We start from the raw sequence: 14,960 nt of genomic DNA on the forward strand, positions 1-14,960 counted from the left end.
GGCTTTGCTTATGAGAATTGAAATCATTATTATTGCAGCCTTTAAAACGCCCGGACCCCGCCATGACGCGCAAAACCGCCGGCCTTCCCCTCAGCTATCGCCTGGCCGTGACATCCCGTAGCCTGGCCGCGCTGCTGGGCGGCTACTTGCTGGCGTCGATGGCCAGCGTCTGTATTGCCTTGCTGGCGCCACTGCCCAAGGTCGATGCCACGCTCACCGGCCTGCTGATGTCGTTCGTCTTCTACCTGCTGGCGTTCATCTGGTGTTTCGCCTGCCGCAGCGCCTGGCGTGCCTGGTTGGGCGTATTGGCGCCAAGCCTGCTGCTGGGCGTGATCAGCGGCGTTGCCTACTGGATGAAAAACCCATGAAAGAAGGCTTCCGCCAGGCCATGGCCTGGCTGCACACCTGGACCGGCCTGATCTTCGGCTGGCTGTTGTTCGCCATCTTCCTTACCGGCACGCTGTCGTACTTCAAGGAAGAAATCACTCATTGGTCGCAACCTGAAGTGCGCAGCCATGCCCTGGACCCGATCAACAGCCTTGCTGTCGCTCAACGTTACCTGCAGGACAATGCAGGGCATTCGAGTACCTGGTTCATTCGCATGCCGAACGAGCGGGAGGCCGCCTTGAGTGTGGGCTACCGCGACCCCAGTGGCGGCCCGCGTGGCTTCGTCAGGAAAACCCTCGATACCCAGACCGGCCAGCCGGTGGAAGCACGTGACAGCCGCGGTGGTGAGTTCTTCTACCGCTTTCACTTCCAGCTTCAGATGCCTTACCCGGTTGGTCGTTGGCTCTCGACGTTCTGCGCTTTCATCATGCTGCTGGGGTTGGTCACCGGCATCATTACCCACAAGAAGATCTTCAAGGAGTTCTTCACCTTCCGCCCTGGCAAGGGGCAGCGTTCCTGGTTGGACGGGCACAACGCCATCGGCGTGCTGGTGCTGCCGTTTCACCTGATGATCAGCTACAGCAGCCTGGTGCTATTCATGTACATGGTGATGCCGGCGGGCATCATGGCCAGCTACGGCAATGATACCGACAAGTACTTCAACGACCTGTTTGGCCGCAACGATGCGCCCAAGGCGGCCCAGGTGGCCACGCCGCTGGTAGCGCTGCCGAGCCTGTACGCCAAGGTGCAGGAGCTGCAGCCGGGGGCGCGTGTCGGCAACATCCAGGTGCAGAACCCGGGCGACAGCAATGCCCGCGTCACCTTCACCCAATCGGCAGCCGACCACGTGGCTTATCGGCGCAGTGCCAACTGGACATTCGATGGGGCCAGTGGTGCGCTGTTGGGCCAGGGCAAGCCAGAGAGCGGGGTAATGATGACCGCCTTCAGTTTTGCCGGCCTGCACATGGGTAACTTTGCCGGGCCTTGGCTGCGCTGGCTGTACTTCTTCTTTGGCGTGGCCGGTACTGCGGTGATTGGTACCGGGTTGGTGATGTGGTTGGGCAAGCGCCAGCTCAAGCACGCCAAAAACGGACATATGCCAGGTGAGCTGCGCCTGGTCGAAGTGCTCAATATTGCCAGCATGAGTGGCTTGTTGCTGGCGGTGGCGGGCTTCTTCTGGGCCAACCGCCTGGTGCCCTTGGCTGTCGAAGGCCGGGCCGACTGGGAGGTCAGTGCTTTCTTCATCGCCTGGGGCCTGTCGCTGGTGCACGCCGTGCTGCGTAGCGGGCGCAAGGCCTGGGGCGAGCAACTCGCGCTGGGGGCGCTGGCCTTCGCCCTGCTGCCGTTGCTCAATGGCCTGACGACTGGCAGGGGCTTGAACCATTCGGTACCGGAGGGCGACTGGGCCATGGCCGGCTTCGACCTGACAGCCCTGGGGGCCGGCCTGTTTCTGGCCTGGCTGGCCCGCAAGATGCTGGCCAGCCCCACGCCCGTAGCCAAGCGCGCCGCGCGTGCGACAAAAAAGCCGAGCGTTGAAACGGTGGGGGCGAGCTGATGCTGGGTAATGCACTGATCGCCTTTGCAGGCTTCGTTGCCCTGTGCCTGGCGATGGAAAAGCACTTCAGCGACTTGCTCGGGCGCAAGCCGCGCCCGCGCCACTTGCACCTGTTGCGTGTCGCAGGTTGGCTGCTGCTGATACTGTCGCTGGTGCTCAGCGTGCACCAGCGTGGCTGGGCCCTCGGCCTGGTGGAGTGGACCGCGGTGATGATGGCCGGGGTAACACTGTGGGTGTTCGGCCTGCCGTACCAGCCTCGTCTGCTGCTGGGCCTGGCCGCCGCCAGCGTGGTGCTGGGCCCGATGCTCGCCGTGTTTGCCGTGTGACCCCCGTGAGCGAGCCAGGGGATATCATCGAGCCTCACGCTGACAGCGCAGGCGCACGTGCACGTTTCGTCCAGGTGTTCCAGGCCCAGCGTGCGCGTATGGAGGCGCTGGTGAGTCGTCGAGTCGGCTGCCGCGCCACCGCTTCGGACCTGGTCCAGGAGTTGTTCCTGCGTTTCTGGCGTCGCCCCGAGGTCAAGGTCGAGGCGCTGGACACATACCTGCTGCGTTGCGCGGGCAACCTGGCCATAGACCACCTGCGCAGCGAAAGTAGCCGCGAACGCGTGGCCGAAGCCGCTGTGCCGGTGAGCGAGGCGAGCCTGGCCCAGGCCCCTGAACAGGCCGTGGAGGTCGACCACGACTTGCAGCGTATCGAGGCCACCTTGCGTGCCTTGCCCGAGCGCACCCGGCAGATCTTCCTGCTCAACCGCATTCACGGCTGCAAGTACAGCGAGATCGCCAAAGCCATGCAGCTGTCACAGAGCGCCGTGGAAAAGCATATGATGCGCGCCCTTGAAGCGTGCAAGGCGAGTGTTGCCGAGCCCGCGTCCACCCCACGCCGGCCAGGGAGCGCCCGTCGATGAGCCGTTTACCGCCGATCACCGAAGCGCAGTTTCAGGCTGCCCTGCAATGGCTCAACCGGATCAACGAGCAACCCGGGCAAGCCGAAGGGGCGGCATTCAAGCGCTGGTTGCTGGCCGACCCCGCGCACCGGGCAGCTTATGAACAGGCCCAGGTGCTGTGGCAGAAAAGCGCCGCCCCGGCGGCGCGGCTGGCGGACGAGGAACAGGACGCCCTGCAGCGCTACCTCGATGCCATGGCCAGACCACCCGCTCGTGGCGGCTGGCGGCGGGTGGCAGGGCTGGCGTTGGCAGCCTGCCTGGTGCTGGCCGTGGGCGTCGCTGGTGGTTGGCACCCAGGGTACTGGTTGCAGGACCTGCAGGCGGACTACCGCAGTGCCGGGCAGATTCGCCAGGTGACCTTGGCCGACCAGTCACAGGTGACGCTTGATGCAGGTAGCGCCATTGCGGTCGATTTCGCCCAGGGTGAGCGCCGTGTGCGGTTGCTGCATGGCGCGGCGTTCTTCGAGGTTACTCATACCGGTGAGCCGTTCCTGGTGGAAGCTGCCGGCGGCGAAGTGCGGGTGCTTGGCACCCAGTTCGAGGTGCGTGAGCAAAGCGAAGGCGCCCAGGTGACGGTGCGTAGCGGGCGTGTGGGTGTCAGCCCCGCGCAGGGCACTTTGGCGCGAGAACTGACAGCCAACCAGCAGGTGGCCTACAGCGCAGGCAGGGTAGGCGACACCTTGGCTGTGGACAGTGACAACCGCCTGGCCTGGCGCCAGGGGTGGCTGAACTATTACCAGGTGCCGCTGGCGCAGGTGATAGATGACCTTGGGCGTTATTACCCGGGGCGTATCCTGTTGCTCGATGGTGACCTGGGGCAGCGCAAGGTCAGCGGCAGTTTCCCGGTGGCCGAGCCGCTGCTGGCGCTGGATTCGCTGGGCAAGGTGATGGGTTTCTCGCGGCAGACCGTGTTGGGGCGTTTGACCCTGATTCGGTAGTTGCCTGTGCCGGCCTCTTCACGGGTAAACCCGCCCCTACAGCCCCCCCTGTAGGGGCGGGTTCACCCGCGAAGAGGCCGGCACAGCAAAAATATTCTCAGGCAACAGGTGAAGTAACAGCAGGTGGCCTCCGTGTAATGGTCGCGCGCCCCCCTGTAGGAGCGGGTTTACCCGCGAAGAGGCCGGCACAGCAAAAAATATTTCAGGCAACGGGTGAGGTAACAGCACGTGGCATCCGTGTAATGAGTGAAAGTGCGATTCATTCGCAGTAATCACCCTCTCACAGGTCAGCGTCCATGAAGTTCTCCCCGCGTTGCGTCCCTCTCTGGTTCGGCCTTGCTGCGCTCCCGGCCTTCGCTGTCGCCCCCCTGGCAAGCGCCGCCGAGCAGCTGCAGGCCTATGCCTTCGCCCAGCCGGCCCAACCCTTGGCCCAGGCCCTGAACGCCTTCAGCCGTACCACTGGCCAGAGCGTGGTCTACACCCTCGAGCTGCCGGGCGTGCAAGCGCCAGCGCTGAATGGTCGGTTCAGCGCCGAGCAGGCGCTGCAACAACTGCTGGGCAACGCTGGGCTGGCCTGGCGCCGCGTCGACGCACGTACCCTGACCCTCGAACCTGCAGACACCTCCGGAGCCCTCAGCCTGCAGGCCACCACCGTGACCTCGCAACTGGACGACTACAGCTACCAGCCCCCGGCCAGCGCTTCGATCATGCGCGGGCAGGGCCCGAACCAGGACATCCCCCAGGCGATCAACGTGGTACCGGCCCAGGTCATCCGCGACCAGGCCCCGCGCAACCTTGATGACGCCCTGGCCAACGTCAGCGGCATTACCCAGGGCAACAACTTCGGCGGCACATCCGACACGGTGATGAAACGTGGCTTCGGCGACAACCGCGACGGCTCGATCATGCGCGATGGCATGCCCGTGGTGCAGGGTCGCAACCTCAACGCCAGCACCGAGCGCGTCGAAGTGCTCAAGGGCCCTGCTTCGCTGCTGTACGGTATCCAGGACCCGGGTGGGGTCATCAACGTGGTTAGCAAGCGTCCGCAGTTGCAGCAGTACAACGCCCTGACCGTGCGCGGCTCGACCTATGGCAGCGGCAAGAACGGCAGCGGTGGCGGGCTCGACAGCACGGGCGCACTGGGTGACAGCAACTTCGCCTACCGCCTGGTCGTCGACCACGAAGACGAGGACTACTGGCGCAACTACGGCGTGCACCGCGAATCGCTGGTGGCGCCGTCGCTGGCCTGGCTGGGCGAAGACACCCAGGTGGTGCTGGCCTACGAGCACCGTGAATTTCTCTATCCGTTCGACCGTGGCACCGCGTTCGGCAACAACGGCCACCCGCTGAACATCCCTGCCACGCGCCGCCTGGACGAGCCGTTCAACGACATGGAAGGGCGCTCCGACCTGTATCGCCTGGAAGTCGACCATCAGCTGGCCGATGACTGGAAGCTGCACTTCGGCTACAGCTTCAATCGTGAGACCTACGATGCCAGCCAGGTTCGCGTGACCGGCGTCAACGAAACACAAGGCACGCTGACACGCAGCATCGACGGCACCCACAACGCCATGAGCCGTGACCAGTTCGTGACCCTGAGTCTCAATGGCAATGTCGAGCTGGCGGGAATGCAGCATGACCTGCTGTTCGGCATCGACCATGAAGACCGCAAGATCTTTCGCGGTGACCTGATTCGCCAGACGTCTCAGTCCACGTTCAGTTATCTGGACCCGGTCTACGGACAGGAAGTGGAGGGCACCAACGTGCGAGCCAGCGACAGCGACCAGACCGACAAGCTGCGCACCGATGCGCTGTTCGTGCAGGACGCGCTGCACCTCGATGAGCACTGGATCCTTGTAGCAGGTGCGCGTTTCCAGCAGTACGACCAGTACGCTGGCCGCGGTCGCCCGTTCAAGGCCAATACCGACATCAGTGGCCAGGCCTGGGTACCCCACGCCGGTATCGTATACAAAGTCGACGACCAGCTCTCGTTCTATGGCAGCTACAGCGAGTCGTTCAAGCCCAACTCGACCATCGCGCCGCTGACCGGCAATGTCGTGCTCGACTCCTCGGTGGCACCTGAGGAGGGCAAGTCGTGGGAGCTGGGCGCCAAGCTCGACATGCCAGGCCGCATCACAGGCACCCTGGCATTGTTCGATATCACCAAGCGCAATGTACTGGTCTCGAACTTTGACGCCGTCACCCGCGAGACGGTCTACAGCAATGCGGGTGAAGTCAGTTCACGCGGTGTGGAACTCGACGTGACCGGCCAGCTCAGCGAGCGCTGGAGCCTGATCGGCAGCTATGCACTGACCGATGCCAAGGTCACCAAGGACCCTGATCTTGAGGGCAATCGCCTGCAGAACGTGGCCCGGCACAGCGGCTCGCTGTCGGCGGTGTATGACTTTGGCAGCCTGTTTGGGGGTGACCGGCTGCGCTTCGGTGCCGGCGCCCGTTATGTGGGCGAACGTTCGGGTAACGCGACCAACACCTTCGACCTGCCGAGCTATACCGTTGCCGATGCATTTGCCACTTATGAAACCAAACTCGACGAACACAACGTGCGCCTGCAACTGAACGTGAAGAACCTGTTCGACAAGGTGTATTACAGCTCGGCGGTGAACCAGTACTTTGTGGCGATTGGCGATGCGCGGCAGGTAAGTTTGTCGAGCACCTTCGAGTTCTAGGCAAATGGGGCCGCAGAGCGGGCGCGGTTTCAGGTGAAAAAGGCCTTGCGGTATTCGCCAGGTGTGGCCCCCAGGGCTTGGCGAAACCGGTTGCTGAAATGGCTGGCACTGGCAAACCCGCACAACAAGGCAATTTCCCCCAGCGGTAACACGCCCAGCCGCAACAGCTGGCATGCCCGGTGCAGCCGCCGGGCCAGCAGATACTGATGCGGCGGGAGCCCGAAACTGGCGCGGAACATGCGCGCAAAGTGGTATGCGGACAGATTGCAGCGCAGCGCCAGCTCGTCCAGGGTGATGGGCTGGTCCAGGTGTGCCTCGAGGTAGTCGACCAGCTGCCGGCGCAGGTTTGGCGCCAGCCCGCCTTTCAGGCGCAGGCCTTGGCGCAACCCGACCTGGCTGAGCAGCGCATGGTCAACGATCTCGTGCGCCAGGCTGCTGGCCAGCAGGCGCTCGCCGGGCGCGTCCCAGTCCAGCTGGATCAGTTGACGAAAGCGGGCAGCCTGCTGCGGGTCGTCCAGAAAGGTCGCTTCCTGCAGTTGCAGCTCGCGCGGTTCCCGGTCGAGCAGGCGCACACAGCCCAAGGCGAACTGCGCCTCGCTGACATACAGGTGTGCCAGGCGGATCGCGCCATTGACGACCCAGTTCGATTCCTGCCCGGCCGGCATCACGCACAGCTTGTCGGGCGCACCTTTGTCGGCCGGGCGCTGGCGGCGGAAGGTGCCGGTGCCGTCGGCGATGTAGCACGACAGGGTGTGATGGCTAGGCGCCTGGTAGTCGCGCGCATCGTCACGGTTACTCCACAACGCCGCCGCCAGTCCGTCGCCCAGGTGCGCGCTCAGCTCCAGCCTGGCGTTGGGCGAGGCATGCATGGCGTTGAACACTTGCAACTGGGTGAGTGGCGTCATTGGCGGGTCCTCCTGCCTGCCATCCTACTGCGCCCTGGATCGAGTGACAGCTACCGGCGCAAGAAAAGCGCAAGTTCGTGCAAGCAGACAGAGGCCGATCGAAAGAACACTGGTGATCCCTGTAGGAGCGGGTTTACCCGCGAAGCGCCGGGCACCGATTTCCAAAGGCCCAAGGAACCGCCACCATGAACCTGTCACTCTACCTGCTCACCGTCCTGATCTGGGGCACCACCTGGATCGCCCTGAAACTCCAGCTAGGCGTGGTCGCGATCCCGGTGTCGATCGTCTACCGCTTCGCCCTGGCCGGCCTGATCCTGTTTGCTTTCCTGTTGATTACCCGCCGGCTGCAACCCATGAACCGCCGTGGCCACCAGATCTGCCTGGCCCAGGGCCTGTGCCTGTTCTGCGTCAACTTCATCTGCTTCCTCAGCGCCAGCCAGTGGATCGCCAGCGGCCTGATCGCGGTGGTGTTCTCAACCGCCACACTGTGGAACGCGCTTAACGCTCGCATTTTCTTCGGCCAGAAAATCGCCAGCAATGTGCTTGGCGGTGGTGCCTTGGGCTTGCTTGGCCTGGGTCTGCTGTTCTGGCCGGAGCTGTCGCATCACGCAGCCAGCCGCGAAACCCTGTACGGCCTTGGCTTGGCCCTGTTGGGCACGCTGTGCTTCTCGGCCGGCAACATGCTGTCGAGCATGCAGCAGAAGGCCGGGCTCAAGCCGATGACGACCAATGCCTGGGGCATGGTCTATGGGGCGGTGATGCTGGCGGTGTTCTGTGTGGTCAGCGGCGTGCCGTTCAGCATGGAGTGGAATGCGCGCTATATCGGTTCGCTGCTGTACCTGGTGGTGCCGGGGTCGGTGATTGCCTTTACTGCCTACCTGACCTTGGTCGGGCGCATGGGCCCGGAGCGGGCAGCTTACTGCACGGTGTTGTTCCCGTTGGTGGCGTTGAATGTGTCGGCGGTGGCTGAGGGTTACCAATGGACGGCGCCGGCCTTGCTCGGCTTGGTGGCTGTGATGGCGGGGAATGTGCTGGTGTTTCGCAAGCCCCGGGCCAGGGTGGCTGAGGGTGTTGTGGTCGCCAAATAGTGATGCTTGCCTGGGCCGGCCCTTTCGCGGGTAAACCCGCTCCTACAGGGCAGTGCACACCCTTTGTAGGAGCGGGTTTACCCGCGAAGAGGCCAGCACAGGCACTCCAAATTGTAGGAGCGGGTTTACCCGCGAAGGGGCCGGCACAGGCACTCCAAATTGTAGGAGCGGTTTTACCCGCGAAGGGGCCGGCACAGGCACTCCAAATTGTAGGAGCGGTTTTACCCGCGAAGGGGCCAGCACAGGCATTCCAAAACGGTCAGCCCTTCCACACCTGCGGGTTCACCAGGTCCCGCGGCCGCTCGCCCAGCAGCGCCGCACGCAGGTTGTCGATCGCCCGGTTGGCCATGGCCTCTCGGGTTTCGGCAGTAGCCGAACCAACGTGCGGCAGGGTCAGCGCATTGGGCAGCTTGAACAGCGGCGAGTCGCTCAGCGGTTCTTTCTCGTACACGTCCAGGCCTGCGCCCCGAATGGTGCCGGCCTGCAGCGCCTCGATCAACGCCGCCTCATCCACCACCGGCCCACGGGCAATGTTGATCAGGAACGCGCTCGGCTTCATCAGCTTCAGCTCGCGGCTGCTGATCAGCTTGCGGGTGGCATCGGACAACGGCACCACGATGACCACGAAGTCGGCTTCGGCCAGCAACTGATCCAGGCTGCGGAACTGCGCGCCCAGCTCCTGCTCCAGCGCGGTCTTGCGGCTGTTGCCGCTGTACAGGATCGGCATGTTGAAGCCGAAGCGGCCACGGCGTGCCACTGCTGCACCAATGTTGCCCATGCCGACGATGCCCAAAGTCTTGCCATGCACATCGCTGCCGAAGTGGGCCGGGCCCACGGTGGCCTGCCAGTTGCCGGCCTTGGTCCAGGCATCCAGCTCGGCGGTGCGCCGGGCGCAGCCCATGATCAGCGAGAAGCCCAGGTCGGCGGTGCTTTCGGTCAGTACGTCGGGGGTGTTGGTCAGGGCGATGCCGCGCTCGTTGAAGTAGTCGAGGTCGTAGTTGTCATAGCCGACCGACACGCTGGACACCACCTCCAGCCTGGCCGCACCTTCAAGCTGCGCGCGGCCGAGCTTGCGGCCAACGCCGATCAGGCCATGGGCTTCGGGCAGGGCTTCGTTGAACTGGGCGCTGATGTCGCCAAGCTTGGGGTTGGGCAGGATCACGTTGAAGTCTTGCTGCAGGCGTTCGGCCATGGCCGGGGTGATACGGCTGAAGGCCAGGACGGTCTTTTTCATCGGGCAACTTCTCTGCTAGGCGGGGTGGGGGGCTGTGCTGGTCCCTTCGCGGGCAAGCCCGCTCCTACGGGGGGCGCGGTGCCTTGCAGGAACGGGCTTGCCCGCGAAAGGGGCGGAACAGGCGAAATCAATGGTTAGCAACCTACCATTGTCAGCCCCCGCAATGCAGCAGCTTTTTAGTTGGCGATCAGCACCTGATGGGTTTTCAGGTCTGCCTCATGCGCGGCAAGAATCTCTGGCAGCGAGTTGCGCAGGTACTCCACCCAGGTCTTGATCTTGGCATCCAGATACTGCCGCGATGGATAGATGGCATACAGGTTCAGCTCCTGCAGGCGATATTCGGGCAGCACCCGCACCAGGCTACCGTCCCGCAGGCCCTCGATAGCCGAATAGATCGGCAGCACGCCTACGCCCATGCCACTGCGGATCGCAGTCTTCATGGCATCGGCGGTGTTCACCATGAACGGCGAACTGGTGATGTTGACCATCTCTTGGCCTTCCGGGCCATCGAACAGCCACTTCTCCAGCGGTATCACCGGGCTGACCATGCGCAGGCAGGCGTGCTTGAGCAGGTCGGCAGGCTTGTGCGCCACGCCATGCTGGGCGATGTAGGCGGGCGAGGCACAGACAATGCTGTAGGTGATGCCCAGGCGCTGCGAAACGAACCCCGAGTCGGGCAATTCGGTGGCCAGCACGATGGAGACGTCATAACCCTCGTCGAGCAGGTCGGGCACGCGGTTGGCCATGGTCAAATCGAAGGTCACGTCCGGGTGCGTTTCGCGGTAGCGGGCGATGGCATCGACCACGAAGTGCTGACCGACCCCGGTCATCGAATGCACCTTCAACTGCCCGGCCGGGCGCGCATGGGCGTCGCTGGCTTCGGCCTCGGCTTCTTCGACGTAGGTAAGAATCTGTTCGCAACGCATCAGGTAGCGCTTGCCGGCTTCGGTCAGCGCAATGCGGCGGGTGGTACGGTTGAGCAGCCTTGTTTGCAGATGGGCTTCCAGGTTGGAGACCGCCCGCGACACGTTCGCGGTGGTCGTATCCAGTTGCGCCGCAGCGGCAGTGAAGCTGCCGAGTTGGGCTACGCAACTGAAAGCACGCATGTTTTGCAGGGTGTCCATGGGTCACTCTCGAGGTAGAGGACAAAATTGTGTCACGAAGTAACTTAGAAAAGAGAAAAAGTTGCCTTCGACCAAAGGCGGATTATCGCTGTTTTGGTAACAAAGATTCGCAGGAATCTGTGCTTATCGCCAGTGCTGCCGCCCCCTAGAATTGCCCGGCCCCCTTCACCTCTTCCTCGGGAAATCGCAGCTGTGCCGCGTCGCATCATCAGAACGCTCAAGGCGTTCAGTGCCTGTGCCCTTGCCCTCACCTTGAGCGGCTGTATCGGAACCTGGGGCATTGCCCCGCAAAGCAAGACGCTGCAAGCCAATACCTTGACTACCGACGCGGCCATTCGCGAAGCCGCGACCGACGCCCACTGGCCTGACCAGCAGTGGTGGCATGCCTATGGCGACCCGCAGCTGGACCGCTGGATTGCCCTGGCCGTGGCCGGTAGCCCGAGCCTGGCCATGGCTGCGGCGCGGGTGCGCGAAGCCAAGGCTATGGCCGGTGTGGTCGAGTCGGCGGAAAAGCTCCAGGCCAACGGCCAGTCTACGCTCAAGCGCCACAACTGGCCGGAAGACCAGTTTTATGGCCCCGGCGCGTTGTCGGGTGCCAACACCTGGGACAACAACGCCGCCATCGGTTTCAGCTACGCCCTTGACCTGTGGGGGCGCGAGCGCAATGCCAGCGAGCAGGCCGTGGACCAGGCGCACATGAGCGTGGCCGAAGCCCGCCAGGCGCAGCTGGAACTGCAGAACAATGTGGTGCGTGCCTACATCCAGTTGAGCCTGCATTTTGCCCAGCGCGATATCGTCAAGGCCGAGCTGGAGCAGCAAGAACAGATCCTGGCCTTGGCCAAGCGCAGGCTGGATGCCGGCATCGGCACCCACTTCGAAGTCAGCCAGGCCGAAGCGCCGCTGCCGGAAACCCACCGCCAGCTCGACAGCCTGAACGAAGAGATTGCCCTGACCCGCAACCAGCTGGCGGCACTGGCAGGCAAGGGCCCGGGCGAAGGCGCCCAGTTGCAGCGCCCGACCCTGGCCCTGGCTGCACCGCTGAACTTGCCGTCGAACCTGCCGGCCGAATTGGTTGGCCAGCGCCCCGACGTAGTTGCCAGCCGCTGGCAGGTGGCCGCACAGGCGCGGGGTATCGACATCGCCCATGCCGGCTTCTTCCCCAACGTCGACCTGGTCGGCAGCCTGGGCTTCATGGCCACCGGCGGTGGCCCGCTGGAATTCCTCACCGGGCGCAAGTTCAACTACAACGTCGGCCCTGCCATCAGCCTGCCGATCTTCGACGGTGGCCGTTTGCGCTCGCAGCTGGGCGTGGCCTCCGCCAGCTATGACGTGGCCGTGGCGCGCTACAACCAGACTGTGGTCGGTGCGCTGAAAAACATCTCCGACCAGTTGATCCGCCGCGAGTCGATGAAAGAACAGTCGCACTTCGCCGCCGAGTCGGTTGCTGCCGCGCAGAAAACCTACGACATCGCCATGGTCGCGTTCCAGCGCGGCCTTACCGACTACCTGAACGTACTCAACGCGCAGACCTTGCTGTTCCGCCAGCAGCAGGTGCAGCAGCAGGTGCAGGCCGCCCGCCTGGTCGCCCATGCCGAGCTGGTCACCGCCCTGGGTGGTGGCCTGCAGGCCGGTCAGGATGCGCCGAAAGAGGAACGTCAGGCAGCACCTAAGACCCCGGCCACCCTGGCCATTTTCGACAAGAAGCCGGATAACGCCGAATGAGCACTTCCAGTTTGCCCGCGCGCTGGCTGCAAAGCCTGGAATGGCGCCGGGGCTTCTTTGCCTGGGCGCGCACCGACGGCGTGACCTGGGTGTACATCTTCAAGGTGCTGGCCGCTGCGTTCATCACCTTGTGGCTGGCCATGCGCCTGGAGCTGCCGCAACCGCGTACAGCGATGATCACTGTTTTCATCGTCATGCAGCCGCAAAGCGGGCATGTGTTCGCGAAAAGCTTCTACCGGGTGCTAGGCACCCTGGCCGGCTCGGCGATGATGGTGGCGCTGATTGCCATCTTTCCGCAGAACACCGAGCTGTTTCTGCCCAGCCTGGCGCTGTGGGTGGGCCTGTGCTCGGCTGGTGCCATGCGCTACCGCACCTTCCGCGCCTATGGTTTCGTGCTGGCCGGCTACACCGCAGCGATGATCGGCCTGCCGGTGCTGCAACACCCCGACCAGGCGTTCATGGCAGCGGTATGGCGGGCGCTGGAAATCGCCCTGGGTATTCTGGTGTCGACCTTCGTCAGTGCCGCGATCCTGCCGCAGTCGGCCAGCGCCGCAATGCGCAACGCCCTCTACCAGCGCTTTGGCGTGTTTGCCGGGGTGGTGGTGGAGGCCCTGCGTGGTGACAGTCAAAAGGACCGCTTCGAGAGCAGCAACGTGCGGTTCGTGGCAGAGGCCGTGGGCCTCGAGAGCCTGCGCAACGTCACCGCTTTCGAAGACCCGCACATGCGCCGTCGCAGTGGCCGGCTGGTGCGCATGAACAGCGAGTTCATGGCCATCACCACCCGCTTCAATGCCTTGCACCGTTTGCTGGAGCGCCTGCGTGCCCGTGGCCCGCTGCAGATCGTCAGTGCCATCGAACCGGGCCTGAACACCTTGGTGGAGTTGCTGCAGCCCTATGTGGGCCGGGCGTTGACGGACGCCGATGCGCTGCGCCTGACCCTGGAGCTGGCCGCCTACAAGGAAGGCCTGCAGGCCCAGGTGCGAGGGCTGCGGGCTGAGTACCTGGCAACTGACCCCAGCGAATCCGACCTGCTCGATTTTCACACCGCGTTCGAGCTGCTGTACCGCTTCGTCGACGAGATGTTGAGCTACGCCGAAACCCATGCCTCGCTGGCCGCGCACAAGCACGAGCGCGAGCAGTGGGACGAGCCCTACGTGGCGCAGACCAGCTGGCTGGTATCGCTGGCGGCCGGTGTGCGCGCCTCGGCAGTGCTGTTGCTGCTGGGCAGTTACTGGCTGCTCAGCGATTGGCCCAGTGGCGCCATGATGACCCTGATCGCCACGGTCACCGTATGCCTTTCGGCGGCGTCACCCAACCCCAAGCGCATGTCGTTCCAGATGGCTTGCGGCACGGCCATCGGCGCTTTTGTCGGCTTCTTCGAAACCTTCTTCGTGTTCCCCTGGATCGACGGTTTCCCGCTGCTGTGCATGGTGCTGGCGCCTGTGTTCGTGCTGGGCGCGTTTCTTTCGTCGCGTCCTGCCTATGCCGGTTATGGCATCGGCCTGCTGGTGTTCTTCGCGATTGGTTCGGTGCCGAACAACCTCACCGTTTATGACCCGTACACCTTCATCAACGACTACATCGGCATGGTGATCGGCATGTTCGTCTGTGCCGCCGCCGGCGCGATCATCCTGCCGCCCAACAGCCGCTGGCTGTGGAGCCGCCTGGAGCAGGCGTTGCGCGAGCAGGTGCTGTTCGCCATCAGCGGCCGCCTGCGCGGGCTGGGCTCGGCCTTCGAAAGCCGCACCCGCGACCTGCTGCACCAGGCCTATGGCCTGGCGGCCGGCAAGCCGCAGGTGCAGAGCCAGCTGATGGGGTGGATGTTCACCGTGCTGGAGATCGGCCACGCCGTCATCGAGCTGCGCAAGGAGCAAGCCCGCGCCCCGGTGCACCCGGCCTATGCCGAGTCGCAGCCGTGGCGCCAGGCAATCCGTGTCATGGGCCGTGCACTGACCCGGCTGTTCCTGCAGCCCAGCGCCAGCAACCACGAACGCGCACTGGTGGCAGTGGACCACGCCATTGCCCGCGTGCAGGCCACCGACGAGCCATTCGCCCGGCACTTCGACACCTCGGTGCTGCGCCGCGTGCAAAGCTACCTGCACTTCATCCGTACTTCCCTGCTGGACCCACAGTCGCCACTGGCACCGGCGAAAGGACTGCACCATGCCCCGTGAGATCGCCTTTCATGGCGTGTACATGCCCACCATGACCTTGATGTTCCTGTTTGCCCTGGGCCTGGCCTGGGGCCTGGACCGGTTCATTGCCAGCCATGATGGCTACCGCTTCTTCTGGCACCCGGCGCTGCTGCGCCTGAGCCTGTTCGTCTGCTTGTTCGGCGCCATGGCGCTGACTGTCTACTGGTGAGAATCCTTCG

The 14,960-nt window shown here is 64.0% G+C and carries 13 protein-coding genes; 10 read left to right on the forward strand and 3 right to left on the reverse strand.

Translation table 11 applies throughout. The features are described 5' to 3' along the window. Positions 1 to 62 precede the first annotated feature (62 nt). The 6 genes from FQ668_RS05685 (at position 63) to FQ668_RS05710 (ending at position 6,513) form a co-directional block, all read left to right on the forward strand. Complete coding sequence (locus tag FQ668_RS05685; RefSeq protein WP_070384340.1) at positions 63 to 368, forward strand: DUF3649 domain-containing protein; 306 nt, start codon at positions 63 to 65, stop codon at positions 366 to 368. Further along, on the forward strand, positions 365 to 1,942 hold the full coding sequence (locus tag FQ668_RS05690; protein ID WP_144179928.1) for a PepSY domain-containing protein: 1,578 nt from the start codon (positions 365 to 367) through the stop codon (positions 1,940 to 1,942). The genes FQ668_RS05685 and FQ668_RS05690 overlap by 4 nt, the downstream gene beginning before the upstream one ends. Further along, entirely contained in the window at positions 1,942 to 2,268 is a 327-nt protein-coding gene (locus tag FQ668_RS05695; RefSeq protein ID WP_014592328.1) for a DUF3325 domain-containing protein, read from the forward strand. The genes FQ668_RS05690 and FQ668_RS05695 overlap by 1 nt, the downstream gene beginning before the upstream one ends. Positions 2,269 to 2,273: 5 nt before the next feature. Continuing rightward, entirely contained in the window at positions 2,274 to 2,849 is a 576-nt protein-coding gene (locus FQ668_RS05700) for an RNA polymerase sigma factor (protein ID WP_010955272.1), read from the forward strand. Next, positions 2,846 to 3,826, forward strand: a complete 981-nt coding sequence (locus FQ668_RS05705) for a FecR domain-containing protein (protein ID WP_014592327.1) — start codon at positions 2,846 to 2,848, stop codon at positions 3,824 to 3,826. The genes FQ668_RS05700 and FQ668_RS05705 overlap by 4 nt, the downstream gene beginning before the upstream one ends. Before the next feature lie 296 nt (positions 3,827 to 4,122). After that, positions 4,123 to 6,513 carry a TonB-dependent siderophore receptor gene (locus tag FQ668_RS05710; RefSeq protein WP_135199078.1) on the forward strand — a complete coding sequence of 797 codons (2,391 nt, stop codon included), beginning with the start codon at positions 4,123 to 4,125 and terminating at the stop codon, positions 6,511 to 6,513. Between the two features lie 29 nt (positions 6,514 to 6,542). Here the strand turns inward: FQ668_RS05710 and FQ668_RS05715 are convergent, their stop codons facing one another. Next, positions 6,543 to 7,418 carry a helix-turn-helix domain-containing protein gene (locus FQ668_RS05715; protein WP_144179930.1) on the reverse strand — a complete coding sequence of 292 codons (876 nt, stop codon included), beginning with the start codon at positions 7,416 to 7,418 and terminating at the stop codon, positions 6,543 to 6,545. Between the two features lie 185 nt (positions 7,419 to 7,603). Here FQ668_RS05715 and FQ668_RS05720 point away from each other — a divergent pair, with 185 nt between their 5' ends. Beyond that, the gene (locus tag FQ668_RS05720; protein ID WP_019437544.1) at positions 7,604 to 8,506 is read left to right on the forward strand and encodes a DMT family transporter; all 903 of its coding nucleotides are present in this window, start codon (positions 7,604 to 7,606) and stop codon (positions 8,504 to 8,506) included. Positions 8,507 to 8,765: 259 nt separating this feature from the next. Here FQ668_RS05720 and FQ668_RS05725 read toward each other — a convergent pair whose 3' ends face one another. Both FQ668_RS05725 and FQ668_RS05730 read right to left on the reverse strand, forming a co-directional pair. After that, entirely contained in the window at positions 8,766 to 9,740 is a 975-nt protein-coding gene (locus FQ668_RS05725; RefSeq protein WP_014592323.1) for a D-glycerate dehydrogenase, read from the reverse strand. 176 nt (positions 9,741 to 9,916) lie between these two features. Then, complete coding sequence (locus FQ668_RS05730; RefSeq protein ID WP_003251712.1) at positions 9,917 to 10,864, reverse strand: LysR family transcriptional regulator; 948 nt, start codon at positions 10,862 to 10,864, stop codon at positions 9,917 to 9,919. 192 nt (positions 10,865 to 11,056) lie between these two features. Here FQ668_RS05730 and FQ668_RS05735 point away from each other — a divergent pair, with 192 nt between their 5' ends. From FQ668_RS05735 to FQ668_RS05745, 3 genes are read left to right on the forward strand one after another with little or no spacing between them, the layout of a single operon-like run. Next, positions 11,057 to 12,586: an efflux transporter outer membrane subunit gene (locus FQ668_RS05735; protein ID WP_019438407.1), complete on the forward strand. Its 1,530-nt coding sequence runs from the start codon at positions 11,057 to 11,059 to the stop codon at positions 12,584 to 12,586. Then, positions 12,583 to 14,760 (forward strand): FUSC family protein, encoded by a 2,178-nt coding sequence (locus FQ668_RS05740; RefSeq protein WP_019438408.1) that lies wholly within the window; start codon positions 12,583 to 12,585, stop codon positions 14,758 to 14,760. The genes FQ668_RS05735 and FQ668_RS05740 overlap by 4 nt, the downstream gene beginning before the upstream one ends. After that, entirely contained in the window at positions 14,750 to 14,950 is a 201-nt protein-coding gene (locus tag FQ668_RS05745; protein WP_009685040.1) for a DUF1656 domain-containing protein, read from the forward strand. Before FQ668_RS05740 ends, FQ668_RS05745 begins: the two co-directional genes overlap by 11 nt. The last annotated feature ends 10 nt before the right edge of the window (positions 14,951 to 14,960 follow it).

It is taken from the genome of Pseudomonas sp. Kh14, assembly GCF_900291005.1.
Classification (GTDB): Bacteria; Pseudomonadota; Gammaproteobacteria; order Pseudomonadales; family Pseudomonadaceae; genus Aquipseudomonas; species Aquipseudomonas alloputida.